The sequence below is a fragment of the Treponema maltophilum ATCC 51939 genome (genome assembly GCF_000413055.1).
In the GTDB taxonomy this organism is placed as follows: Bacteria; Spirochaetota; Spirochaetia; order Treponematales; family Treponemataceae; genus Treponema_C; species Treponema_C maltophilum.
Genome location: NZ_KE332518.1, coordinates 1,887,377 through 1,911,498, shown reverse-complemented (window position 1 = coordinate 1,911,498; position 24,122 = coordinate 1,887,377). Strand labels below are relative to the sequence as shown.

Annotated in this window: 24 protein-coding genes; 17 read left to right on the top strand and 7 right to left on the bottom strand. The window is 48.6% G+C overall.

All coding sequences use genetic code 11. The features are described 5' to 3' along the window. Position 1 precedes the first annotated feature (1 nt). Entirely contained in the window at positions 2-1,357 is a 1,356-nt protein-coding gene (locus HMPREF9194_RS08735; RefSeq protein ID WP_016526010.1) for a galactokinase, read from the top strand. 208 nt (positions 1,358-1,565) lie between these two features. Here the strand turns inward: HMPREF9194_RS08735 and HMPREF9194_RS08730 are convergent, their stop codons facing one another. Beyond that, positions 1,566-2,903: an MFS transporter gene (locus HMPREF9194_RS08730; RefSeq protein ID WP_016526009.1), complete on the bottom strand. Its 1,338-nt coding sequence runs from the start codon at positions 2,901-2,903 to the stop codon at positions 1,566-1,568. A 107-nt stretch (positions 2,904-3,010) separates the two neighbouring features. On the opposite strand from HMPREF9194_RS08730, the gene HMPREF9194_RS08725 reads away from it, so the two are divergent. Beyond that, entirely contained in the window at positions 3,011-3,820 is an 810-nt protein-coding gene (locus HMPREF9194_RS08725) for a glycerophosphodiester phosphodiesterase (RefSeq protein WP_016526008.1), read from the top strand. A 20-nt stretch (positions 3,821-3,840) separates the two neighbouring features. Here HMPREF9194_RS08725 and HMPREF9194_RS08720 read toward each other — a convergent pair whose 3' ends face one another. The 5 genes from HMPREF9194_RS08720 to HMPREF9194_RS08700 form a co-directional block, all read right to left on the bottom strand. Further along, positions 3,841-4,446 (bottom strand): response regulator, encoded by a 606-nt coding sequence (locus tag HMPREF9194_RS08720; protein WP_016526007.1) that lies wholly within the window; start codon positions 4,444-4,446, stop codon positions 3,841-3,843. Positions 4,447-4,533: 87 nt separating this feature from the next. Further along, on the bottom strand, positions 4,534-5,166 hold the full coding sequence (locus HMPREF9194_RS08715) for a regulatory protein RecX (RefSeq protein WP_051127878.1): 633 nt from the start codon (positions 5,164-5,166) through the stop codon (positions 4,534-4,536). A gap of 2 nt (positions 5,167-5,168) precedes the next feature. Further along, the gene (gene rpsI / locus HMPREF9194_RS08710) at positions 5,169-5,558 is read right to left on the bottom strand and encodes a 30S ribosomal protein S9 (RefSeq protein WP_211209581.1); all 390 of its coding nucleotides are present in this window, start codon (positions 5,556-5,558) and stop codon (positions 5,169-5,171) included. Between the two features lie 16 nt (positions 5,559-5,574). Then, complete coding sequence (gene rplM, locus HMPREF9194_RS08705) at positions 5,575-6,003, bottom strand: 50S ribosomal protein L13 (RefSeq protein ID WP_016526004.1); 429 nt, start codon at positions 6,001-6,003, stop codon at positions 5,575-5,577. A gap of 178 nt (positions 6,004-6,181) precedes the next feature. After that, a complete protein-coding gene (locus HMPREF9194_RS08700; protein WP_016526003.1) occupies positions 6,182-6,415 on the bottom strand; it encodes a hypothetical protein in 234 nt (77 codons plus the stop codon). A gap of 78 nt (positions 6,416-6,493) precedes the next feature. On the opposite strand from HMPREF9194_RS08700, the gene HMPREF9194_RS08695 reads away from it, so the two are divergent. The 4 genes from HMPREF9194_RS08695 (at position 6,494) to HMPREF9194_RS08680 (ending at position 9,398) form a co-directional block, all read left to right on the top strand. Then, positions 6,494-7,186 (top strand): AzlC family ABC transporter permease, encoded by a 693-nt coding sequence (locus HMPREF9194_RS08695; RefSeq protein ID WP_016526002.1) that lies wholly within the window; start codon positions 6,494-6,496, stop codon positions 7,184-7,186. Between the two features lie 5 nt (positions 7,187-7,191). After that, a complete protein-coding gene (locus HMPREF9194_RS08690) occupies positions 7,192-7,506 on the top strand; it encodes a branched-chain amino acid transporter permease (protein WP_016526001.1) in 315 nt (104 codons plus the stop codon). A gap of 180 nt (positions 7,507-7,686) precedes the next feature. Next, positions 7,687-8,892, top strand: a complete 1,206-nt coding sequence (locus tag HMPREF9194_RS08685) for a tetratricopeptide repeat protein (protein ID WP_016526000.1) — start codon at positions 7,687-7,689, stop codon at positions 8,890-8,892. Next, on the top strand, positions 8,889-9,398 hold the full coding sequence (locus tag HMPREF9194_RS08680) for a GNAT family N-acetyltransferase (RefSeq protein ID WP_016525999.1): 510 nt from the start codon (positions 8,889-8,891) through the stop codon (positions 9,396-9,398). Before HMPREF9194_RS08685 ends, HMPREF9194_RS08680 begins: the two co-directional genes overlap by 4 nt. Here the strand turns inward: HMPREF9194_RS08680 and HMPREF9194_RS08675 are convergent. After that, positions 9,386-10,135, bottom strand: a complete 750-nt coding sequence (locus HMPREF9194_RS08675; RefSeq protein ID WP_016525998.1) for an adenylate/guanylate cyclase domain-containing protein — start codon at positions 10,133-10,135, stop codon at positions 9,386-9,388. The genes HMPREF9194_RS08680 and HMPREF9194_RS08675 overlap by 13 nt on opposite strands. Positions 10,136-10,355: 220 nt before the next feature. Between HMPREF9194_RS08675 and fucU the strand changes: the two genes are divergently transcribed. The 11 genes from fucU (at position 10,356) to HMPREF9194_RS08610 (ending at position 24,122) form a co-directional block, all read left to right on the top strand. Continuing rightward, on the top strand, positions 10,356-10,805 hold the full coding sequence (gene fucU, locus HMPREF9194_RS08670) for an L-fucose mutarotase (RefSeq protein WP_016525996.1): 450 nt from the start codon (positions 10,356-10,358) through the stop codon (positions 10,803-10,805). Positions 10,806-10,871: 66 nt separating this feature from the next. Further along, positions 10,872-11,954 (top strand): substrate-binding domain-containing protein, encoded by a 1,083-nt coding sequence (locus HMPREF9194_RS08665; protein WP_016525995.1) that lies wholly within the window; start codon positions 10,872-10,874, stop codon positions 11,952-11,954. A gap of 153 nt (positions 11,955-12,107) precedes the next feature. Further along, complete coding sequence (locus HMPREF9194_RS08660) at positions 12,108-13,634, top strand: sugar ABC transporter ATP-binding protein (protein ID WP_016525994.1); 1,527 nt, start codon at positions 12,108-12,110, stop codon at positions 13,632-13,634. A 54-nt stretch (positions 13,635-13,688) separates the two neighbouring features. Beyond that, positions 13,689-14,684, top strand: a complete 996-nt coding sequence (locus HMPREF9194_RS08655) for an ABC transporter permease (RefSeq protein ID WP_016525993.1) — start codon at positions 13,689-13,691, stop codon at positions 14,682-14,684. A 47-nt stretch (positions 14,685-14,731) separates the two neighbouring features. Then, positions 14,732-15,709 (top strand): LacI family DNA-binding transcriptional regulator, encoded by a 978-nt coding sequence (locus tag HMPREF9194_RS08650; RefSeq protein WP_016525992.1) that lies wholly within the window; start codon positions 14,732-14,734, stop codon positions 15,707-15,709. 48 nt (positions 15,710-15,757) lie between these two features. Further along, the gene (locus HMPREF9194_RS08645; protein WP_016525991.1) at positions 15,758-17,557 is read left to right on the top strand and encodes an L-fucose isomerase; all 1,800 of its coding nucleotides are present in this window, start codon (positions 15,758-15,760) and stop codon (positions 17,555-17,557) included. A 245-nt stretch (positions 17,558-17,802) separates the two neighbouring features. Then, a complete protein-coding gene (locus tag HMPREF9194_RS08640; RefSeq protein ID WP_016525989.1) occupies positions 17,803-18,171 on the top strand; it encodes a hypothetical protein in 369 nt (122 codons plus the stop codon). Positions 18,172-18,787: 616 nt separating this feature from the next. Continuing rightward, positions 18,788-20,089, top strand: a complete 1,302-nt coding sequence (locus tag HMPREF9194_RS11945; RefSeq protein ID WP_016525987.1) for a leucine-rich repeat domain-containing protein — start codon at positions 18,788-18,790, stop codon at positions 20,087-20,089. A gap of 96 nt (positions 20,090-20,185) precedes the next feature. Continuing rightward, a complete protein-coding gene (locus HMPREF9194_RS11940) occupies positions 20,186-20,842 on the top strand; it encodes a hypothetical protein (RefSeq protein WP_016525986.1) in 657 nt (218 codons plus the stop codon). A gap of 254 nt (positions 20,843-21,096) precedes the next feature. Next, positions 21,097-21,924, top strand: coding sequence for a bifunctional hydroxymethylpyrimidine kinase/phosphomethylpyrimidine kinase (gene thiD, locus HMPREF9194_RS08615; protein ID WP_016525985.1), 828 nt, complete (start codon positions 21,097-21,099; stop codon positions 21,922-21,924). A 164-nt stretch (positions 21,925-22,088) separates the two neighbouring features. After that, a complete protein-coding gene (locus HMPREF9194_RS08610) occupies positions 22,089-24,122 on the top strand; it encodes a methyl-accepting chemotaxis protein (protein ID WP_211209559.1) in 2,034 nt (677 codons plus the stop codon).

Here is a 24,122-nt window from a genome sequence, read left to right as displayed (position 1 = left end):
TATGATTCGCTTTTCACGGGAATTATTCGAGCTTTTATACGGAACCGACCGAAGCGTTCTTGCCGCTCAAGAAAAGCGCTATAACGCTTTGGCCGAACTATGGCACAGGCGCTACGGAACCGGCGACAAAGACGCGGATTTTGCATCCTTGCGTTTTTTCAGTTCGCCGGGGCGCAGCGAAATCGGCGGCAACCATACCGATCACAATTTGGGCAAAGTGTTGGCCGCAAGTATCAGGCAGGACTGCATCGCCGCCGTCCGCGCAACCGACGACAATACCGTTTACGTATACGATCCCGGTTATAACGCGGATTACAGCATAAACATCGGCGGCAGCGACGACGAGCGAGCGCAGGCAGTGCAAAAAGGTGCGGCCTGCACGGATGCCGACAATCCGCCTCGTGAGGAAAAAGGCTCGGCTGCCCTTATCCGCGGCATTGTGCAGGGATTTAAAAACGCCGGCTATAAAACGGGCGGTTTTAAAGCCTGTTTTACGAGCGATGTCATCGCCGCTGCGGGCGTCAGTTCTTCCGCCGCATTCGAAATGCTTATCTGCGTTATTTTGAACAATCTTTTTAACGGCGGTAAAATTCCGCTTACGGCCTTTCCTGCAATCGGCAGTTTTGCCGAAAACCGCTATTGGAACAAAAAGTCGGGCATGCTCGACCAAACGGCCTGCGTTTTGGGCAGCCTTATCGCTATCGACTTTAAAAATCCCGCGCAGCCGCTTATAGAAAAAATTCCCTTCGACTTTGATAAAGAAGAATATGCGCTGATGATTGTAAATACGGGAAGCGGCCATGCCGACTTATCCGAAGCGTATTCGGCCATTCCCGCCGAAATGCAGTCGGTTGCGCGCGCTTTGGGAAAAGAACATCTTCGCGACACAAGTTTTGAAGAAGTCTATGAAAACCTGTGCCGCATACGCAAAACCTGCGGCGACCGCGCCGTTATGCGGGCCTTTCATTTTTTTGAAGAAAACGAACGCGTCGACAAAGAAGTACGCGCGCTTAAAACGGTCGATTTTACATCCTTTTTAAATCTGATTACCGAATCGGGCAATTCGTCGTGGAAGTGGCTCCAAAATATCTGCATTGCCGACAAGCCCGAAAGCCAGCCGGTTGCCGTGTGTCTCGCGCTTACCGAACATTTTATCCGCATCCATAATGCCGGCGCATGCCGCGTACACGGCGGAGGCTTTGCCGGCGTCATTCAAGCCTTTATTCCCCGTTCGCTGTGCGGCGCGTACACGTCATACATGGAAAAAGCGCTCGGCTATGATGCGGGCACGGGACAAAAAAGCCCCGTTTTCGCCATGAGCATTCGCCCCGCAGGTGCCGTAGAAATCCCTACATAGCGTGCGGGCGAACTCCGCCCCAACGCCGTATGGAAAGGCGGGGTATATATTTTTATAATAAAACGATCAAAGGACGGAGTTACGACCGCGAGACGCTTTGAGCGTTATTCGCGGGTTATTTTGCCTTAAAAGCTCAACCGCGACGCATGCGGGCGAACTCCGTCCTCGATATTTTTTATTTTATGATATAGCCAGCCCGCCTTTCAACCTATGAATCGTTTTTTTCGCCGCGGGTAACGCGCCCCATCGTTATAAAGGCCATCACAAAAAAGAAAGCGCAATATACAAACACCGCTCTGTAGCCCAAAAGGTCTATAATAAGACCGGCGCAAAACGGTGCGAGAATGGCGGCCGCTTGAGAAAAGGTGTAATACAAACCGGTATACAAACCGATGTGCGAAAAGCCCGCCATCTGCCAGAGCATGGGAAAGGAATTGGCGATAATGCAAATCCAAAAAATACCGAATATAAACATTCCCGTCCAAAACACGTATTTAATTTGGCCGCCGCCTATACCGAAAAATCCGGTAATTTCGGACAAAAAGAATTGGAACACGCACAGGGACGCGATAACGGCAAGCGAAATGCGGATCATGCGCTTTCTGCCCCATTTTCCGGCGGCATATCCCATCGGAATTGCCGACAGTGCCGACGCGATGCCGACCATGCCGGCGGCAAAGGGCGCTTGCCCCGTCGATACGCCGAAGGTTTTTATACTGTATTCGGCAACGTAAGGCACCATACCCGAATAGCCCAAAAACCACAAAAGGAGGGACAAAAGAACCAATAAAGCGCTGTTGTCTTTTTTGCCCGTTTTTTTATCGATTGTGCCGGCGAGTACCGTTTTCATCGCTTGCAAAAAGGGAACGCGTTTTTCATCTTCGGAAGGAACGCTCAAATCCTGAGCGCTGCGGTTTTCGCGCACAAAGATTGCAAGCATGAGCGTTGCAAGCACGACAAGAATACCCGCAGCGGGGAAGGCGAGTACGTCTTTTGTGCGCCCGATAATCGGCAGCACCGTATCGACGTCCATGAGCCGCGCCAAAAACAAAGTTCCGACAATCGCGGCGATGTTTCCCATCGTGTTTATAACGCCGTTGCCCTGCGAGCGGAATTCGGCGGGAACGATATCCGGCATTAAGGCAACCACCGGACCGCGCACCGATTGCTTAAATAAATTCAATAAGGCAAGCACGATTATAAGCGCGCTTAAAGAATGCTGTGCCGAATACGGAATAAAGGTGAACATGACGGCCGATAAAGGCAAAAGAACGATTATCCACGGCATTCTGCGGCCGATTTTCGTACGGGTTTTGTCCGACAATGCCGAGATAACCGGAATCAAAAAAATCGCCAAAATATTATCGAGCGACATAAAAATTCCGACCAGCCATTTAAAAGGAATGAATTTACTTAAAAAAATCGTTACATAACTGTCGTACAGGGGATCCATTAACCCCATCGTAAAAAATCCCGTTCCGATTAAAAACGTTACGGGAAGATACTTTCCGAATCCCGTACTTTCCGCCTTCTTTTCAGCAACCATGAGAAGTCCTCACTTTTTAGTAAACATTATTGCAAATTATTGTAAGATTTGCATACTTAACAAGTATACCTCAAATTCGGTATAATAGCCATACGGAGAATTACATTATGCATAAAAAAAATATTTTACCGAATGCACAACGGCCGCTTTTATTTGCGCACCGCGGAGTTTCAAGTTTGGCGCCCGAAAATACGATGGCGGCATTCAAAAAAGTTAAAGAGCTGGGCATTCCCGGCGTGGAACTCGACGTACACCTAACAAAAAGCGGCGAACTGGTCGTCATTCACGACGAATCGGTTAAACGCACGGGAAGACTGTACGACGGCAAAACCGTGCAGGACGCACCGGATAAAGACGTCGAACGGATGACGTGGGAAGAAGTTCGGCAATATGACTTCGGCATATCCTTTTCGCCCGAATTTGCCGGCGAGCGCATTCCGCTTTTAGCCGACGTGCTCGAACTTTTAGGCCCCGAAACCTACGTCGATATCGAAATAAAAATCGATACGATGAATGTTAAACCCGTTACCGAAAAAACATATGAAGTGCTGCAGGAAGAACTGCGCAAGCATCCCGAAAATCCCGACCGCTTTTTGGTATCTTCGTTTAACCCGCTCGCCGTCCGTTATTTTGCAAAATTATGTTCAACCATTCCCGTGTCGCTCATATACGACAGCAATCCCGAAGCGCCTTTTTATATACGCGGCGGAAGAGGAAAGTTGTTTTGCAATCCCGACGTGTTAAAACCCTGTTGGAAAGATTATCGCACGGCTAAAAAAGAAAGCTGGGTGTGGACGGTTGACTCAACGGAAATTGCCCGCAGCATGCTCGACAAGGGCGCAACCGGTCTCATATCTAACCGGCCGCAAGATCTTTTGCCTTTGGTACGACAAGCGCAGGAAAAAAACAAAGCTTAAAAAAAATTTGATAAATCGGACTAATCGGTGCCGAAGTATTTTCGGCACATGGCCGCCATATTCGTAAGGTTAAGCGGCTTGCGGGAAAATTCGTTTGCTCCAAGTTCCTTAACCTTTGCTTCCAACCCGTCTTCGTTCAGCGCGGTAACGACAAAGATAAAGGGATTGCCGTAATCGGCCGATTCGCGTATTTTCTTGCATAATTTAAAACCGTCGACACCGGGCAAACTTAAATCGAGAATAATAAATGACGGTTTTTTATTCGCCAAAAGCGTCCCCGCTTCAAAACCGTCGAAGGCTTGATAAACGGTCGCATCTTTAAATTCCCGCTGCAGGAATTTTGCCAACACGGTATTTAAGCCCTTATCGTCGTCTACGATTAAAAAACTGGCGGAAAGAACCTTTCGGCCGGCAGCGTTCAACAAATCGTCCGGAATCCTCATGTTCCGTTCTTTCATAAAATCGATTAAATCGTCAAGATAAACCCGATACTGTCCGCCGGGGGTATTAAAAGCGGTAAGGTATCCGTTGCGTATCCAATTTATGGCCGTTTGATTTACAACTCCGCAAATATTTGCAACTTCCAAAGCCGAATAAATGATTGTCTTACGTGTTTTTCCCGACATTGTAACCTCGCTTTATGAACTTTCCTTCCCGACCCTGCGGATCCATTTTAGTTTTTTTTACCGATAAAATCAACCGAAAAACCGCAGTCAATCCGTTTTTTTATTATATTGACTTTCATCCCCTATGCTGCGAATACTCCGTACGCTGCGAAGATCGAAACCTTTGCGGATAAGAGCGTCTTCGAGTTTTTTGCCGCTTTTTCCCGCGCGCTCCAACTTTGTGCGGGCGCGAACGAACAATTCGTCGACACTCACGTCCTCAAAAAGGGCGGCAAGCGCTTTATCGATAAGGTCCCGCTTTACGCCGCGGTTTGCAAGTTCGCCCGACAAGCGCAGGGGGCCTTCGGCCCTTGTTATAAGCCGATCGTGAAGCCATGCCTGCGCAAAGCGCAAATCGTCGAGCAGTTTTTTCCCTTCCAAAAGATCGAGCGCTTTTTTTACCGCTTGTTTTGCATGGCCTTTTTTTTCAAGTTTGCACTCGAGCATGTAGCGGCTGTGTTCGCTGCGGTTCAAAAACGAAAGCGCCTGTCGTTCCGCAGCGAACGCAAAGCCCGCCTGAACAATATCGTCCGACTCATCCTCGGTAAAGCAGGTGCCGCTGCGGATATCTTGCAGCGCTACCGATTGCAGATAGTCGCTGCGCATAAAAAAAGAAAGCCCGTCGGAAGTGATAATTTTTATACAGCCTCCGGGGCCTTCTTCTACGGAACTGACGGTCAAAATTAACGCTTGCTGAACTGGAATCTTCGGCGAGCGCCGCGCTGACCGTACTTTTTGCGCTCGGTCATGCGGGAATCGCGCGTGAGAAAACCGTTTGCTTTTAAGGCGGAATAATTCGCCTGGTCTATCTGCGTCAATGCGCGAGCCAAACCGTGCAGGCAGGCTCCGGCTTGACCGTTCAAACCGCCGCCGATGACGTGTATAAGAATGTCGTATTTATTTTCGCTCGCGGTAACCATTAACGGCTGGCGTGCGATTTTCGCCTGTTCGGGGGTCGCAAAATATTTGTCCAGATCCTTTCCGTTTACGGTAACTTTGCCCGAGCCGTCGCGGACAAAAACGCGGGCAACGGCGGTTTTCCTTCTTCCTGTTCCGATTGCAAGATTCTTTATCACAATAGACTCCTAATTATATTTCCAAAACTTGAGGATGCTGGGCTGCATGGGGATGTTCGGATCCCGCATATACTTTTACGTTTTTAAGCATTTTCCGTCCCAAAGGTCCTTTCGGAAGCATACCCTTTATCGCAATCATAAGCGGATCTTCGGGATGCCGCTCGATTGTCTTTTCGAAATTATGAGCCTTCATGCCGCCGACATAGCCGCTGTGATGATAGTACATTTTATCCCGGAATTTCATACCGGACACGGCAACTTTTTCGGCATTGATAATGACGAGAAAATCACCCATTTCCTGATTCGGAGTAAACGTAACCTTGTTTTTGCCGCGCAAAAAAGAAGCGGCTTTTACCGCAACGCGTCCGAGCGGTTTGTCTGCGGCATCGATAAGATACCAGTTTCGGACACAGTCTTTTTCATTAATGTAAATCGTTTTCATGAATATACCTTACATAAAAAATCTTCAAAGCGGCGCAACCGTGCATCCGGTAAACCGCTTCTTTTCCGCATCGGGCGAGCAAACCCATACTGATACGGAAAAAACACAGATATACGGGAGTTATATGATAGCACTTTTTGCAATGCCGTGTCAAGCGCCGTTTTATTCGGCGTCAATTTTATTCGGTCTTGGATTCCTGCTGTTTCGACGCCGCTTCTTCTTTTTTTGCTTCGTTTTTATCTTTGATATCGGCAATCCCGATAAACAGTGCGATGATTCCCACGAACGCGGTAAAGAAAGGAAGAAAACCCTTTAAAAACAACACGATTTCCGGTCCCCAGCCCAATACGGACGGCAGGGCGGCAATTACGGTAAAAGCTATAAGCAGTAAACCTACAATAAGCGCAACCATCGGCAGCACCTCCGCGTGCAAGTGTGCCATATTTTTACCTTATGGTCAAGGGAAATAAAACGTGGTATACTTCCGCTTATGGATCGCGGACTTTTTTTTAAATCGGTGCAGCTGACGCTTCCCGTTTTTTTCGGATATATTGCGATCGGAATCCCGTTCGGGCTTATGATAACTCAGGCAGGCTATCCGTGGTATACGGCTCCGATTATGAGCATCATAATGTATGCCGGCGCGGGACAATATGCGGCGGTCGGCTTATTCGCGTCGGGCGCTTCGCTTCCGGCCATAGCGCTGACGACGCTTGCGGTAAACATACGTCACATCGTATACGGACTTTCTCTTTCCGAGAAATTTGCCGGCACGGGCACATACAAACCGTATTTAATCTTCGCGCTGACCGACGAAACCTACGCGCTTTTAACATCGGCCGCCGTTCCGCCCAACGCCTCGAAGGGGCAGTGGTACGCTTCGGTCGCCGCGCTGAATCAGTTCTATTGGGTACTGGGCAGCCTGCTCGGCGCCCTGTTGGGCGTATGGATTCCTTTTCCGCTCAAAGGAGTGGATTTCGCCCTTACGCTGCTGTTTATCGTACTGCTTATAGATCAGCTTAAAACGTCTAAGAACCCGTGGCCGCCTTTGATCGGCGTTTTTGCAGGCGTAATTGCGCTTGTCGTGTTCGGTCCCGGAAAAATGCTGGTAACATCGCTTGCCTTGGGCATGACGCTTTTAGTGCTGCTGCGCAAACCGGTCGAAAAGAAAATAGGGGAGTAAGGCTTATGCTTACGCTGAAAGAAGTCTTTATTGCGATTCCGGTTATGGCGCTGATTATTTTTTGCACCAGAGCATTTTCATTCGTTTTATTTTCGAAAGGACACGCACCCGATTTATTCCGCTACATCGGCAAATATCTTCCGCCGCTCGTTATCACGCTGCTTATTTTATACACTTTAAAGGATATCGATTTTTCGCAGCGTTCGTCGTTCCTTCCCGCATTGGCGGCAATCGCTTTTACCGTTGCGGCGCATATATACAAAGGGAACGCCATGATCAGCATCTTCGGCGGAACAATCATTTACATGCTGCTGCTCTAAAGCGCCGCGCAAACGGGGCGCATGAAAATGCGGGCATCCATCCGCTTTCTCACACTTCCGTTTACAGCCGTTCTTCGTTGCGCTATACTTCAAACAGTGTTACGCTATAGCCGGGCGCTTTTATACGGCGGTCCATGTGTGGTTGGTTTGTACCGAATATTATTATGAAGGGAGTATACTATGAAAAGATTCGCTGCGGCGGTTTTTGCCTTGTTGTGCGCCGCGCTCGTTTTTGCGCAAAAAAGTCCGTATGACCTCGCTCCGGCCGATACGCAAGTTTTGCTTAAAAAAGCGGACGACCTTATTCAAAAAGAACAATATGAATCGGCGTTCGGGGCTCTCAACGCGCTCGATGACGAATTCGTACTTGCAAAAAAAATCGAAATTGCAATCAATTATTTTGCTCAAAGCATGATGCATCAAATGTTCGCATTTAGAAATCTTAAAAAAGGCGAAACGCTCTACGATGTGCGTTCGGGAGGCGGTTCCTATTCGCTGGTAATGTTCGATCCGGTTAAAGCCGTCGAAGAGTTTAAAAAGAAAAACGGCGACAAGCCCGTTTTGAATTACGCGCTCGGCTTGTATTACGATGACGTTCTTTTACGCTATCGGAATCAATGGCTTTTGTCCGAAGAAGAACTGGTACAAAAGACAATCGAATATTTGCAAAAAGCCTTCGATAAAAACTGCTATGACGGGCACTCTTTAAGCGTGCTGGCGCTCGCGTATTATAGAAGTGTCGACTTAACGAATGCCGAAAAAATATATAAAAAGAAAATCGAAGCGGGCTTTGAGCTTTCCGTGAACGATTATTTTAACCTCGGCGCAATTTGTTTGCGAAAGAATGATTTTGCCTCCGCGCTGCAATATGCGGAAAAAAGCATTGAAGGATACAAAGACGAGCCCGAATATCAGTCAGACTCGTACCTCGTGTGTACCGACAGCTGCCTCGGTTTGAAGAATTATAAAAAGGCCGAAAACTTTCTTAAAACCGCCGAAAAGCGTTTCCCCAAAGATTACCGGATTGTGCAAAGAACAATCGCCTTGTATGCGGCGCAAAAAAATAAAAAAGAAACTTTAAAAGCCTCCGAAAAACTGTTTGCCTTTGCACCCGAAAATCCCGCCGCGCCGCAAATGATTATGCGGGAATATTTTAATGCCGGCACGGAAAAATGGCTGCCGGATTTTTTCGAGGCGTGCTTAAAGACGTATGCAGAATCGGGTAAGGCGCGGCAAAACCTGTTGTATCATTACGCATACTCGCTGCACGAACTCGGCGATAAAGAAAAAGCGGCCGCAAAGGCAAAGGACGCGAAAGCCGAATTCGTAAAAAACGGCGATCTTACGGCCGAAATCGAAGAAAATCTGGATTTGTTCGCTAAATGACGGATTTGCAAAAAACGATACGTAAAGCGCAGCCGGCGGACACGGAGCGAATTCTTGCCATATACGAAACGGCGCGCGCTTACATGCGCAGTACGGGAAATCCCGGCCAATGGAAAAACGGCTATCCCGGACGCGATCAACTTGCGCGCGACATGCAAAAAGGTTCAAGCTACGTATGTCTTGCCGGCGATTGTATTGCGGGTACTTTTTATTTTGCCGTGGAAAACGAACCTTCTTATGCGTCCATACGCGGCGCATGGCTGAACGATGAACCCTACGGCCTTATTCACCGGCTTGCGGTCGCCGTGCCGAAGTGCGGAATTGCCGCTTTTTGCCTGCAATGGTGCTTTGCCGCCGTTCAAAACATACGGATCGACACGCACCGGGACAACATTCCCATGCGGCATTTGCTGGAAAAGCACGGCTTTACCTATTGCGGAATAATTTTTCTTGCCGACGGAAGCGAGCGCCTTGCTTACCAAAAAACCGCGGACTATCGGTCGTAGCTGTGTTTCGTAATTCCGAAAGCGTTGTTTTGTTTGATCCCCGTATAAAAATATACTTTTTCTTTATCTTCGGGTCTGATGCCTTTTAAACGCGCCAGTTCTTCCATAAGAGTCGGCGTGTCTTTTGCGGACGTTTTAAATACGTTCAGGTTTACGAGCTTTTCGTTCAAAATGAGCTTTGATTTTGCGGCAAGCCCCTGAAGCCTGCATGCGAGGTTTATGCCGTAGCCGACATAATCGCGGTATTTTAAAAGCGAAGCTTCGGCCGAAATCTCGTATTTGTATACTTCTTCTTTTACAAGGGCGCCGCCCAAGCCGAGTTCGGGGTAGGGCTTAAACAATTCGTCGCGCGTAAATTCGGTGTACATTTCAAAGACGGTAATGGCTTCGCTTAAAGTTTTGGCGTCGGTTTTGTCCCAAATGACGAGGGCGCCGTCGCCGAGCAGTTTGTAATAGGAACAGCCGACACCGAATTGATTTACGCACGAAAGGAAATTCGACGTAAACGACGTTATGAGCGAAAAAACGACTTTTTCGTCGTGCGAACATAAAAAATTGCTGAAACCGCGCACATCGATACACAAAATCAATGCATCGGGCTTGGTTTCTCCCAGATAAACGTTGTCAAAAATATCGATCGGCATTTTTTTCAATCCGGCAAGGGTTGAACTGTCCAATTCGACAGTGCCGTTTTCCCGGGCACCGAAGGCAAGGCTTTTTATATCTTTAGGATCCATCCGCCCGATTATATTCAAACCGACAAAAAGAGGCAATATATATGTACGACGTGCTGCAAATTTCAGATCGTCTTCTGTATTATTTTGAACAAAAACATGCGGTTCCGTGTGATTTTTGCAAAAGAATTTTCTTGACAGATTCGAATTTCAGTGCGATTATGAGTATGTAAACGATTACACGGTGTAATCGTTTACACAAACTCGATATTATGGAGGAAGTATGCTGATCGGAGTTTCGCCCGTTATAAGTCCGGAATTGATTTCCGTTTTGCACCGCATGGGCCACGGCGATGAATTGGTGTTGTCGGATGCGTTTTATCCCGGCGATTCGTGCAATGCGCGGGTTTTGCGCGCTGACGGTATAAAGATTCCGGCGTTGTTGGACGGTATTTTGCGCCTTATAAATATAGATCCGTATGTAAACGATCCTTTGGTTATGATGAATGCGGCAAAGGGCGACACGCTCGACCCGGCCGTTGAAGCGTCCTACTTTAAGGCGATAAAAAACATTTATCCGGACGCGCCGGCGATTGCGCGCATCGACCGCTTTGCGTTTTATGAGCGTTCAAAGTCGGCCTTTGCGATAGTCGTTAGCGGCGAAACGGTAAAATACGGAAATATTATTATAAAAAAAGGCGTTGTGCCGGTTGCAAGTCATTGGAGTATGTAGGTATTACGGAATGTTTGAAGGCGATCGCTTCCGGACATTCTCAAAATAAATTAAATAGGAGTTTTTATGAAAAAAATTGCTTTGGTGCTGGCACTTTCCGTTCTTATGGCGGGAACGGTGTTGACGGGCTGCGCAAAGAAAAGCGCTGCGGGCGGAAAGGTCGTTATGGGCGCCCTTATTCGCAATTTGAATGAAACGTTTTTGCGCGATTATGCCGACAACTTAAAAAAACTGGCAAATGAAAACAATGTCGAACTGAAACTGCTCGACGGCAACAGCGATGTTGCGACTCAGCTTGATCAGCTGAACACGCTTTTAACGCAGGGCGTTAAATACTTTGTCATCGTTCCGCAGGATACGGCTGCAACCGAACAAATGGCAAAGGCAATCGGCGCAAAAGGTGGAGCCGCGGCTTTTTCAAACATTCAGCCTTCGGTTGCCGCATTAAAAACGGGCAAAACCTTTTTCCTCGCTTCGTCGCCCGAAAGCGTTGCAGGCGACATTCAGGCTCAAATCATCGACGATTATTTCAAAACTTATCCCGATAAGGCGCCCGGAAAGACAATCAATATGCTGCTCATAAACGGTCAGCTCGGACATCCGGCACAAGTAAACCGCAGAAAGGGCGTTCTTGAAGGTCTTGCATCGCGCGGTTATACGGTAAACATGGTTGCCGAAGATACGGCAAACTGGGGAGCCGGCGAAGCTCAGCAAAAAATGGACGCATGGCTTGCCGCGCACAACGGCAAATTCAACGTTGTCGTTGCGCAAAACGACGACATGGCGCTCGGCGCAATCGAATCGATGTTGACCAATAAATACACCGACGATCCGAGCGACGTTACAAAAGATACGAACGGCGACGGCACCGTACTTAAAGTTCCCGTTCTCGGTGTTGACGGAACGGAAACGGGCGTGCGCTCGATGAACGAAAATAAAATGTACGCGACCGTTTTGCAGGATTCCATCGGTCAGTCCTCGACGGCCTTCGAATTGGTGTATCAGGTTGCAACAAAAGGTACGGCGATCGGTTATACGACCAAAGACGGTTTGTCGGCCGCCAAAGAAGTTACCGGCGAAGATCCGGTAACGGATGCATCCATTTTGGATCAGTGCTTTTTGGTTCCCTTTAAACCGATTGTAAAATAACGCGGATGCAAATTGTAATACGCGGATTGTAAAAAAAAAGAAGGACGGAATTGCCTGCCGAGCGCCGGAAAACCGAAGCGTTCGGCAGCAAGCCGGCCGAAACGAAGCGGTCGGTTTGCCGCCGCCCTTTTTTAAAAGACCACAGGAATTCCAATGAACGACGAATATGTTCTCCGTATGGAGGGTATAACAAAAGAGTTTCCCGGCGTTCTTGCCCTCGATAACGTATCGATAAATGTCAAGCCGGGAACCGTGCACGCTTTTATGGGTGAAAACGGCGCGGGAAAATCGACGCTCATGAAATGCCTTTTCGGCATCTATCATCCGGACAAGGGTAAAATCATATTTAAAGGTAAAGAGGTAAAATTCCGCGACGCAAAGGACGCGCTCGAAGCCGGCATTTCGATGATTCATCAGGAACTGTCGAACGTTCCGCAGCGCACGGTCGCCGAAAATATCTGGCTCGGCCGGGAACCGCTGAAAAAGGGGCCGCTGCCCCTGCTCGACCACCGCAAAATGACCGAAGATACGGCTACTCTTTTAAAAGAACTGAATATGCCGATATCGCCGTCGAGCAAAATGTGCGACCTTTCCATTTCGGCGCAGCAAACCTGCGAAATCGCAAAAGCGGTTTCTTACGGGGCGTCCGTCGTCGTTATGGACGAACCGACTTCTTCTCTGTCGGAAAAAGAAGTTGAGCACCTTTTCAGAATCGTAAACGACTTGCGCGCAAAGGGCGTCGCAGTTATCTATATATCGCACCGCATGAACGAAATATTCCGCATAGCCGACGAGGTAACGGTTATGCGCGACGGAACGGTGGTCGGAACCTATCCGGCTTCCGAATTGAATGAAGACCGGCTTATCAATTTGATGATCGGCCGCGTAACGACCCAGCGCTTTCCGTCGATCGACACGGAACCGGGTGAAGTGTGCTTGCGCGTCGAACATCTTTCTTCGCCGAATCCTCATTCGTTTCAGGACATCAGCTTCGATTTGCGCAAGTCCGAAATTTTGGGCATAGGCGGTTTGGTCGGCGCTCAGCGCTCGGAGATGGTTGAAGCCCTGTTCGGCTTGCGCGACGTTGTCGTCGGCGAAATAAGCGTTCACGGCAAAAAGGTAAAAATCAGATCGCCGCGCGATGCGATAAAAAATAAAATCGGACTCATTACCGAAGACCGTCGCGGTACGGGCATTTTCCCCTTGCTGTCGATTACGAAAAATACGGCAATGGCCGCCGTTACGACGAATACCGAAAAAAAATATTTGAATAAATTCGGTCTTATTAAGCACAAAGAAGTGGAAAAGATGGCCTCCGGGTTGAGCCTATTGCTCCGCACAAAAACGCCGTCGATGGAAACGCAGATACAAAATCTTTCCGGCGGCAACCAGCAAAAGGTTATCGTAAGCCGCTGGCTTATGACGCTGCCGGATATCCTCATTATGGACGAACCGACGCGCGGTATAGATGTGGGCGCTAAATACGAAATCTATATGATTATGGCCGATTTGGTGCGCGAGGGCAAATCGATTATCATGGTATCGTCGGAAATGCCGGAGCTTATCGGCATGTCGCAGCGCATTATGGTGCTGTGCAACGGACGGCTCACCGGCGTGTTGGGCAAACGGGATGCGACGCAGGAATCGATTATGCGTTTGGCCACGAAATTTTCCGATTGACGCACGGCGTTTTACGGAAGCGATTTTTTATAAAAACGGTTCAGGAGAATGAATATGAATAAATTGACGATAAACCGCGGTACAATAAAGGAATTCGGCGGCAAATATACGAACTATATTACCTTTGTGTTTTTATTTATCGTGTTGGGTATTTTAACGCGCGGAGGCTCCATGCAGCTGACGTCGCTGCAAAACCTCGTCATCGCCGAATCGGTGCGCGCTTTTGCGGCATTGGGCGTCGGCATGATTATCATAACGCGCGGCATCGACCTTTCCATCGGCTTTATGGTCTGCCTTACGACGAGCATCGCCGCATCTTTTGCGCAAAATCCCGATTACAGTTCGGCAATGTATCCGGGCGTAAATTTTCCGCTGTTTTTGCCGATTCTAACGGCGATTGCGGTCGGTACCCTGTTCGGCGCGTTTAACGGCGTGCTTGTCGCGTATGCAAAACTGCCGCCCTTTATCGCAACGCTGGGAACGATGTCGCTTGCGCGCGGCATTCAGCTTATTTATACGCAGGCGAAGGTTGTCGGAAGCGTAAAGGATAATTACAAAGCGATCGCGCAAGGATTTATCGGGCCGGTGCCGAACCTTGTGATTTATGTGGCCGTCGCGGCCTTTATCGTGTGGCTCATTCTAAAGCATACGAGGCTCGGGACAAACTTTTACGCCATCGGCGGAAACCCGCAGGCGGCGCGCGTTGCGGGCATAAACGTCGAAGCGAACCTCGTCGTCGTTTATGCGCTTGCCGGCTTTTTATACGGAGTAGCCGGCGTTTTGCAGGCTTCGCGCCTCGGTCTTGCAAACTCGCTGACCGGTCAAGGAATGGAATTGGATGCGATTGCGGCGGTTACCGTCGGCGGTATTTCCCAATCCGGAGGTGTGGGAACGATGGGCGGTATGCTTGTCGGCGTTTTGACGATGGGCATAATCAACTACGGCATGACCTATTTGAGTATCGATTCGTACTACCAGCTTTTGGTAAAAGGAACGATCATCATTATCGCCGTGTACTTTGATATGCGCAAAAACGCGCGCAAAGCCTAGTTCGGATGCGCGGATGATGTAACAAAAATACAGACGGGAAGACGGACGTGATTACGATAAAAGATGTCGCGCAGGATGCCGGAGTTTCAACGGCAACGGTGTCGCGCGTATTGAACAAGGATTTAAAAGTTTCCGACGAAAAAAGGCGCGCGGTAACTACGTCTATCGCCCGTTTAAAGTACCGGCTGTACCCTGCGGCGCGCAGTTTGAAAATGGGAAAGAGCAAGACGGTCGGCGTTATTGCGCCGGAACTTTCCAACTATTTTTTTATGTTTTTGTGCGAATGCTTCGAGCGGGTGCTGCACCAAGCCGGTTATTCGATGATTTTGTGCTGTTCGAACAATTCCGTCGAAGTCGAAAAAAAACGCCTCGACTACCTTGCTTCTCAGTTTGTGGACGGCATTATCGCGATTCCCGTCAGTCCCGTGTACCGCCATTTTAAGCGGGTGCAGGAAGACATTCCGCTCGTGCTGGTCGACCGCAATTTCGACGCGTTTAATACCGACTGCGTATTGGTGGACAATACCGGCGGTTCGTACAAAGCGGTCGAAGCGCTCATCCGCGACGGTTTTAAACGGATCGCCTTTCTCGGCGGCGACAGCGGTTCGATGACGAGCCGCGAACGCTATGCCGGCTACGTACAGGCGCTAAAGGATGCGCGCATCGCCTGCGACAAAAAACTTACCGCTTCGACCGGTTTAAACATGGAAGGCGGCTACAAAGCAATGCAGACAATGCTTGCGATGAAAGAACGGCCGGACGCATATTTTTGCGTCAATTTGATGGTTACCCTCGGAGCGGCAAAACGCGTTATGGAAGAAGGCGAACGCGTGCAAAAAAGCATTGTGTTCGCCGCCTTCGACGACGTGTATTATTCCTCGCTTATTTCGTGGTGCCGCTATTTTGTCGCCCAGCCCATGCAGGATATGGGCACACAGGCTGCCCGCATGATAATAGAACGAATCGAAAATCCCGAAGCGGAGTTCAAAAAACTCAGACTGCCGACATCGCTTATCAAACGATGAGTGTTTGCATAGTATCGGATTACAATAGATTGCCGTAGGAGGTAAAACATGGCAAAAAACAGACTTATCGGCGAATATCCCATTATCGGAATTCGACCTACAATTGACGGAAGGCAGGGACCTTTGAACGTGCGCGCCGCTCTTGAAGAGCAGACGATGAACATGGCAAAGGCCGCCGCAAAGCTTTTTAAAAAACATATACGCTATACGAACGGCGAAAGCGTTAAAGTAATTATCGCCGACACGACCATCGGCCGCGTTGCCGAAGCCGCCGCCTGCGCCGAAAAGTTCAAAAAAGCCGGCGTAGACATTACGCTCACCGTTACGCCGTGCTGGTGTTACGGTTCGGAAACCATGGATATGGATCCGATGACGATAAAGGCCGTGTGGGGCTTTAACGGAACCGAACGCCCCGGCGCCGTGTACTTGGCGGCCGTACTGGCGGCTCACGCCCAAAAGGGACTTCCCGCTTTCGGTATTTACGGAAAAGACGTGCAGGAAGCCGACGCGAAAAACATTCCCGCCGACGTACAGGAAAAACTGCTGCGCTTTGCCCGCGCCGCAGTCGCCGCCGCCACTATGCGCGGAAAATCCTACCTGCAAATCGGTTCGATCTGTATGGGTATTGCGGGTTCGATCGTCGATCCGTCGTTCTTTGAAAGCTATTTGGGCATGAGGGTCGAATCGGTAGACGAAGTGGAAATAATCCGCCGCATGACCGAAGGCGTGTACGACAAAGCCGAATACGAAAAAGCCCTCGCGTGGACAAAGAAAAACTGCCCCGAAGGCATCGATATGAATCCGGACAACATGAAAAAGTCCGCCAAAGAAAAGGCCGAATCTTGGGAATTCATCGTAAAGATGATGTGCATTATCAAAGATTTGTACAACGGAAATCAAAACCTGCCCAAGGGCTGCTCGGAAGAAAAGGTCGGGCACAACGCGATTGCCGGCGGTTTCCAAGGTCAGCGCCAATGGACGGACTTTTACCCGAACTGTGACTTCCCCGAAGCTATGCTGAACTCGTCGTTCGACTGGGAAGGCGCGCGCGAGCCGTACGTTTTGGCAACCGAAAACGACACGCTCAACGGCGTTTCCATGCTCTTCGGCAAACTGCTTACCGGCCGCTCGCAGATTTTCTCCGACGTGAGAACGTACTGGAGCGCCGATGCCGTTAAAAAGGCCGCAGGCTATGAATTGGAAGGAGCCGCAAAAGAAGCCGGCGGATTTTTGCATCTTATCAATTCCGGGGCAAGCTGTTTGGACGCCAGCGCCGAAATGAAAGACGAAAAGGGTAACCGCGTTATAAAGCCGTTTTGGGAAGTTACCGAAGAGGATCAAAAAGCCTGTCTTAAGGCGACGACCTGGTGCGCGGCCGACTTCGGCTATTTCCGCGGCGGCGGATTTTCGTCCCGTTTTGTAACCAATGCCGAAATGCCGGTAACGATGACCCGGTTGAACATTGTAAAAGGCTTGGGCCCCGTCATTCAAATTGCCGAAGGATGGACCGTGCTTTTGCCGGATGAAGTTACCGACAAGCTGTGGCTGCGCACGAATTATACGTGGCCGTGCACGTGGTTCGCTCCGCGCGTAACCGGCAAGGGCGCCTTCAAATCGGCTTACGACGTTATGAACAACTGGGGCGCCAACCACGGCGCGATAAGCTACGGCCATATCGGAGCCGACCTTATTACCCTGTGCTCCATTTTGCGCATTCCGGTCAGCATGCACAACGTGTGCGAATGCAAGATATTCCGCCCCTCGTCGTGGAACGCGTTCGGCATGGATAAAGAAGGCCAAGACTTCCGCGCATGCAAAGCCTACGGCCCCATGTACGGAACCTATTAAAACGCGCCGCGCTTTGCAATACGGTGAACGTTAAGGCGCATCTTTAAACTCGGCGCCGATTAGTCGCGGCAAGCGGACTAATCGGCGCTTTTTTATGTTTTTCCGTATAATGAAGCTTATGAAGTAAAGATTACGGATTATCACTAAGAGAGGTTTGTTATGGACGAGAAAATTGAATTACCGAAAATAGGCGGTGCACTGCTCGCCGTTTGTTTTGCGGATATTAGTATGACGGGGAGAAAAACATGAAACATATACGCTATGCATCAATCGTTTTATTCATCCACGGCGCGATCGAAACTTTCAGCAGTTTAATGTCGTTTGCGCCGTCCGATAAAATCAAAAATCATATTTTTGCTCTGCCGTTTCTAAAAGAAAATCTTATAACGGTCGGTGCTGTCGGTGCAATCTTCGGCATATTGCGCATAATCGCCGCGATCGGGTTGAGACGCGAGCGCTTGTGGAGTTGGTACCTGGCCGTTGTTATGTGTGTTATCACGCTCGCTTTAATGATTTTTTTGGTGCCGTCCGGAATCGGCGACGGTATTCTGACGGGGTCGGCTCTTGTATTGCTGCTTATCGGCCGCTATGGACGGCGTACGCTTTCAGATTAAAAACAGGGAAACATGAAACAAATAACCGTAAGCGGGTGAAACTCCCGAGCAATGTATCGTTCGGGAAATAAAAGAAGAACTTGCAACCGAAGTAAAAGCGGAAAATCTTTGCATTCCGTAGAATGGCTGCCTGCAGATCGGTTGCTGGCGGACAAGACGTTGTACCCTTGTCAATTCCGCCTGTACCGTGCTATACTTTTTTTATGAAGGCTGCACGACGGGCGCAAGCTTACATACTTCCGCACAAAAATTGCATTTTCCCGAAAAAAACTCTTGACACAAAGAGACCGCGCCGTATAATGCCCTTCGATACCCGATACCCGATACCCGATACCCGATACCCGATACCCGATACCCGATACCCGATACCCGATACCCGATACCCGATACCCGATACCCGATACCTGCATAAAAGCTCGCTGCAGAGCCGCTCGCTTTTATGCTTCGAGTTTCGCCGGCTGCGCCGGCGAAACTCGCGGATATACAGCTTTTATAACTCACATTCAAACTTACATTCACGAAATTGTTCTCTCTTCCGCACAAACGTGCGGACATATAGCGCGCATAGCGTGCACTTTTTTCACGTATATACATTCGGTTTTGATAGGAGGATAAGATGAAAACCGTACAAAGATATGCCGTAATTATAACGGCGATTTTGTTTGCCGGTGCAGTTTTGTTTACGGGCTGCCCGCAAAAGATAGACAGCGGGCCGTCGGGGGGAGCACAAAGCGGGCCCGATCCCAATTTGTGGATCGAAGGCGGTGTACTTAAAGGCTGGAAGGAAACACCCCCGACCGTACTGAATGTTCCCGCAGGAGTTACCGAAATAGCCGCCTATGCTTTTTCCGGCTGTACAAGTTTGACGAGTGTGAACTTACCTGCAAGTCTTAAAACGATAGGCAACAGTGCTTTTGCCGGCTGTACGGGTTTGACGGGAACAGTAAGCTTACCTGCAAAACTTGAAAGGGTTGGAGAGTATGCTTTTGCCGGCTGTACGGGGATAACGGGTCTTGATTTTTCCGCCTGTACGCAGCCTTTTGTAATCAATGATTATGCTTTTGCCGGCTGTACGGAGTTGACGGGGCAGGTAGGTTTTTCTTCGGGACTTACAGCAATTAAGAAGAACGCTTTTCAGGACTGTAACAAGGTAAACAAGTTTGATTTTTCGCAGTGTACACAGCTTACTGAAATCGGTTATGCCGCTTTTGCAAACTGTACGCAGATAACGCAAGTGCAATTACCCGCAAGTCTTCAAACGATTGCAAGTTCCGCTTTTTACGGCTGTACAGGTCTTACAAGCCTTACGGTGGATTCTGCAAGTGCGCATTTATGCGCGATAGACAATATCGTCTACACTAAGGATAAGACAAAGTTGTTATGCAGAATACCGAAAGTTACATCGGTTATCTTTTCGGACGGGCTTGAAGAAATAGCCGCCTATGCTTTTTCCGGCTGTACAAGTTTGACGAGTGTGAACTTACCTGCAAGTCTTAAAACGATAGGCGGTGGTGCTTTTTCCGTCTGTACGGGGTTGACGGGAACGGTAAGCTTACCTGCAAAACTTGAAACGGTTGGAGTGGATGCTTTTAACGGCTGTACGGGGATAACGGGTCTTGATTTTTCCGCCTGTACGCAGTCTTTTGTAATCAATAATTATGCTTTTAAGGGCTGTACGGAGTTGACGGGGCAGGTACGTTTTTCTTCGGGACTTACAGCAATTAAGAAGAACGCTTTTCGGGACTGTAACAAGGTAAGCAATTTTGATTTTTCATCCTGTACCCGGCTTACTGAAATAGGTAGTTCCGCTTTTACAAACTGTACGGCGGCAAGATACAAGGTTAAAACGGGCAGCGGCTTAAAACAAAAACTTATAGCTGGCGGTGTTGATGAAAATAAGATAGATGAGGTTCCGTAAAAAAACTAAAATACCGGGTACCGGTTACATCGGTGTTGTCTGAAAATCGAAAATTTTCGGACAACCGCGTATACAATTATACTAAGGAGTAGATCTATGGAAGCGCTTACGATTAAAAATGTAAAAGAGGAGTTAATCGAGATTATCACGGAGGAATTTTTGTGTCAGCTTGAAAAAGATAATAAACGCTATTATAAAGAAGCTTCAATTCAGTGTAAATTGGTGAATGAATTATCTAAAAAATTCGGTGTTGACCCCGTTTTGGAATGGAGCGTGCCTTATGTAGAAAGCGATTTGAAATCCTCAACAAGAAGAATTGATATAATGTTCGAAATCGGCGGTAAAAAGGTAGGCATAGAATTAAAATATAAAAACAAAGCGGTTCCCGGCGGAGAATATCCGAATCACGGTGCCGACAACAACAATAAATTCGATTTTTTCAAAGATGTTCAGCGTTTGGAAGATTTAAGAGAAGAAAAGAACAAAAAATTCCACATCGAAAAAGGTTTTGCAATTTTTATTACAAATGATCATTTGTATTGGAAGCCCACGCGGAAAGGTACACTCAAGGAAGCCTTTAATTTATGCGACGGCACCGAGCTGATTCCCAAAACATATAAAGCGGAGTGGAAAGGTCGTAAAGGTCAGTCCGTTGAATTTTCAGGAAGCCATAAGATACAATGGATGCCTCCTTTGGAAGGTCCGGACAAAAAAGACGGCAAAACTTTCCGGTATTTAATAGTTGAAGTTTAAGCATACATACCTTTGGGTTAAAGGACAAGAATCGAAGAACAAATAGTTCCTTTTTTACCGATTGACTTTTTTTGCGGTCCCCGCGTTAGGGATTGCAGTGGAAATGTGCAGCGGTGCGGAGGAAGGCGGCTGCACATTGGAACGGAAAGCCCGACCCCATGGGGGAACGCCCGTATAAAAATCACTAATCGGCGCGCTCTTACAAATTTATCGATAATATGTTAGGATGCCGTCATCTATAAGGAAGGTATGCTATGATTAAAGCAGCGACTATTGCCGGTTCCGATGCTTCGGGCGGCGCCGGTTTGGAAGCCGATTTGAAAACGTTTGAAGAATACGGCGTATACGGTATGACGGCGGTAACATTGATTGCGACGATGGATCCGCACAATAATTGGGCGCACGCGGTTTTTCCGCTTGAAGAAAAGGTGCTGCGCGCGCAATTGGAAACGATTTTTACGGGAGTGGGGCCCGATGCGGTAAAGACCGGTATGCTCGGCAGCTCCTATGCGATAGAGCTTTCGCGCGAGTACATTCAGTCGAAAAACTGCACCTATGTTTTGGATCCGGTTATGGTGTGCAAGGGGGCGGGCGAAGCGCTGCATCCGGAATTGAATCGCGATATCGAACAAAAACTGCTCCCGCTGTGCACGATTGTTACGCCGAACTTATTTGAAGCATCGCAGCTTGCGGGAGTCGGCGAAATAAAAACGACGGAGCAGATGGAAAAGGCCGCGCGCATTATTGCGGACAAGGGCGCAAAGAACGTCTTTATAAAAGGCGGCTCAAAACTTGCTTCTTTTGCCGGCTCGTCCGTTGCCGTAGATCTTTTGTACGACGGCGTTTGTGCCGAATTTATCGAAAGTCCCTTAATTAAAACCGAATGGACTCACGGAGCCGGCTGTACGGTCGCCGCGGCGATTACGGCGGGCCTTGCTCGTTCGCTTTCGGTGCGCGATGCGGTTTTGCTTGCAAAGAAATTTATTGAGGCGAGTTTGAATGCTTCGTTCCCCCTGAACCGCTGGGTCGGGCCGGGCAACCCGTCGGCATGGCGCGGCACAACCTTGTTTACCGGGGCTTAATTTTGCCACAGAATAAAACAAAAGGAGTTTTTTACGACATGAGAGAATATACGGCTCGACGAAAACATTTTTCCATTCGTACTAAATTTATCGCTTTGATGATGCTCACGGTTTTTGCGGTCATTTCGCTTATTTGCGTCGTTATCGGTTTACAAATATACAAAATGAATGTAAATCAGTTTGAACAGTTTATACGGCAGCAAGTTGCGACGACAAATCAAACCGTTTCCATATTTATGAAAAATAATGAAAACACGCTGAGTATGGTGGCTTCGTATCCTGCGGTTAAAGCTGCCGACAACAGTCTGCCCAATTTTACGCGCGAGGCGGCGGCCGCTTCAAACGGCAGATCGGCGATCAGTGAACGCGGGCGTGAGATTTTAGCGCTGTTTAAGTACATTCAAAAAAGCTATCCCGAATTGCTGGAAGTTTACATGGGAACGGTTTGGGGCGGTTCGGTTACTTCCTGGCCTGGCGAAGATCAAATCGGTTATGATCCGCGGGAACGCGGATGGTATAAGCAGGCTAAAGAAGCGGCAGGCAAAACCGTTGTAACGCCGGCCTATTTGTCTACGAGCGGCGAAGTCGTTATCAGTTTCGCTCATTCGGTACAATCGGAACAAAACAAGTTTATCGGCTGTGTCGGGCTTGACGTAAGCCTTGACGAGTTGACTGCGTTTATCCGCAACATCCGCATCGGTAAAACGGGGCACGTTATGCTGGTACAGGGCGACGGAACGATTTTGGCCGATCCCAAGCACGAAGAAGCGAACTTTAAATTGCTGAGCGAATCGGGAATTCCCGCGTTCGAACATTTGCATACGGAATATGATGCAAGGATTTCTTTGACGATGGACGGTAAACACTGGTTTGCGCAATCGTTTGACGTAAGCGGGATTGACTGGAAGCTGATCGTTTTTGTCGAGAAAAATGAAGTGCAGGAAACTTTTTTCCGTATTGTAAAAAATACGGCAGCTATCGGCTTTGCGCTGTTTGTAATCGTTTTTATCGTCGGTTTTATTTTGTCGAATCGGCTCCTCGATTATTTTAAGCGTTTGCAAACGCTGTTTGAAAAAATCGCTTCGGGCGATATTACCGAACGTATCGAGTATAAATCCCATGATGAAACGGGAACGCTTTTGGAATATTTTAACCGGACAATGGATAATATCTGTACCATGATCGGTGTATTGATTCGCGAATCGAAATCGATGAGCCGCATCGGAGAACGGCTTTCCGCGAATATGACCGAAACGGCAAGCGCGATTGAAGAAATCGGTGCGAATGTCGGCAGCATGACGAAAAAGGCGGCCGAACAATCGGCAAGTGTAAGCGAAACATCGGTAACGGTTGACAGGATTATCGAAACGATAAAAGAATTGAACGACAGTATTGAATCGCAGGCCGCAAGCGTCGAACAATCGTCTTCGGCTATAGAACAAATGGCCGGCAATATCGCTTCGATAAGTCAAACGCTCGGCAAAACCGATGAAGTGATCAAAACGCTTGCGCCCGCCACCGCCGACGGGCGCGACACCGTCGTCAATTCAAACGGTATTACGCAGCGCATAGCCGAAGAATCGGGCGGCTTGCTTGAAGCATCGGGCGTTATTCAGCATATTGCAAACCAAACGAATCTTTTGGCCATGAATGCCGCCATTGAAGCCGCTCATGCCGGTGAGGCGGGTAAGGGCTTTGCCGTCGTTGCCGACGAAATCCGCAAACTCGCCGAAGATTCAAGCGCCCAGGGAAAAACCATAACGACAACGCTTAAAGAATTGGGCAATGAAATAGAAGTTTTGTCTGCGGCGTCGAAAACCGCCGAGGAAAAATTCAACACGATTTTCAGTTTGACGAATCAGGTTAAGGATATGAGTACGCGTTTAACCGAAGCGATGCAGGAACAGGAAAACGGCAGCCGCGAAGTGCTTGAAGCGATCCGGAACATCAACGAGGCGACGGTAACGATAAAAGAAGGTTCGGGGGGAATTCTGCGCAGCGGAAATGCCGCAGCAAACGAAATGTCCAAGCTGGGCAATCTGACCGAAATCATATCGAACAGCGTAAATGAAATAGCGGCCGGTTCCGAACAGATAACCAAGGCGGTGCAGGAAGTGAACGAGATTACTGCGGAAAACAAGCAAAGCATTGAAGCGCTTGCGACCGAAATCAATAAATTCAAAATACGTTTATCCTGA

Bases quoted from the DNA above. Each gene is read 5' to 3' on its own strand.
- HMPREF9194_RS11945 (WP_016525987.1), top strand. From the start codon at position 18,788: ATGAAAACCGTACAAAGATATGCCGTAATTATAACGGCGATTTTGTTT.
- HMPREF9194_RS08730 (WP_016526009.1), bottom strand. From the start codon at position 2,903: ATGGTTGCTGAAAAGAAGGCGGAAAGTACGGGATTCGGAAAGTATCTT.
- thiD (WP_016525985.1), top strand. From the start codon at position 21,097: ATGATTAAAGCAGCGACTATTGCCGGTTCCGATGCTTCGGGCGGCGCC.
- HMPREF9194_RS08660 (WP_016525994.1), top strand. From the start codon at position 12,108: ATGAACGACGAATATGTTCTCCGTATGGAGGGTATAACAAAAGAGTTT.
- HMPREF9194_RS08725 (WP_016526008.1), top strand. From the start codon at position 3,011: ATGCATAAAAAAAATATTTTACCGAATGCACAACGGCCGCTTTTATTT.
- HMPREF9194_RS08700 (WP_016526003.1), bottom strand. From the start codon at position 6,415: ATGGTTGCGCTTATTGTAGGTTTACTGCTTATAGCTTTTACCGTAATT.
- HMPREF9194_RS08675 (WP_016525998.1), bottom strand. From the start codon at position 10,135: ATGGATCCTAAAGATATAAAAAGCCTTGCCTTCGGTGCCCGGGAAAAC.
- HMPREF9194_RS08685 (WP_016526000.1), top strand. From the start codon at position 7,687: ATGAAAAGATTCGCTGCGGCGGTTTTTGCCTTGTTGTGCGCCGCGCTC.
- HMPREF9194_RS08610 (WP_211209559.1), top strand. From the start codon at position 22,089: ATGAATGTAAATCAGTTTGAACAGTTTATACGGCAGCAAGTTGCGACG.
- HMPREF9194_RS08735 (WP_016526010.1), top strand. From the start codon at position 2: ATGATTCGCTTTTCACGGGAATTATTCGAGCTTTTATACGGAACCGAC.
- HMPREF9194_RS08720 (WP_016526007.1), bottom strand. From the start codon at position 4,446: ATGTCGGGAAAAACACGTAAGACAATCATTTATTCGGCTTTGGAAGTT.
- HMPREF9194_RS08645 (WP_016525991.1), top strand. From the start codon at position 15,758: ATGGCAAAAAACAGACTTATCGGCGAATATCCCATTATCGGAATTCGA.
- HMPREF9194_RS08640 (WP_016525989.1), top strand. From the start codon at position 17,803: ATGAAACATATACGCTATGCATCAATCGTTTTATTCATCCACGGCGCG.
- HMPREF9194_RS11940 (WP_016525986.1), top strand. From the start codon at position 20,186: ATGGAAGCGCTTACGATTAAAAATGTAAAAGAGGAGTTAATCGAGATT.
- HMPREF9194_RS08695 (WP_016526002.1), top strand. From the start codon at position 6,494: ATGGATCGCGGACTTTTTTTTAAATCGGTGCAGCTGACGCTTCCCGTT.
- HMPREF9194_RS08665 (WP_016525995.1), top strand. From the start codon at position 10,872: ATGAAAAAAATTGCTTTGGTGCTGGCACTTTCCGTTCTTATGGCGGGA.
- fucU (WP_016525996.1), top strand. From the start codon at position 10,356: ATGCTGATCGGAGTTTCGCCCGTTATAAGTCCGGAATTGATTTCCGTT.
- HMPREF9194_RS08680 (WP_016525999.1), top strand. From the start codon at position 8,889: ATGACGGATTTGCAAAAAACGATACGTAAAGCGCAGCCGGCGGACACG.
- rplM (WP_016526004.1), bottom strand. From the start codon at position 6,003: ATGAAAACGATTTACATTAATGAAAAAGACTGTGTCCGAAACTGGTAT.
- HMPREF9194_RS08690 (WP_016526001.1), top strand. From the start codon at position 7,192: ATGCTTACGCTGAAAGAAGTCTTTATTGCGATTCCGGTTATGGCGCTG.
- HMPREF9194_RS08655 (WP_016525993.1), top strand. From the start codon at position 13,689: ATGAATAAATTGACGATAAACCGCGGTACAATAAAGGAATTCGGCGGC.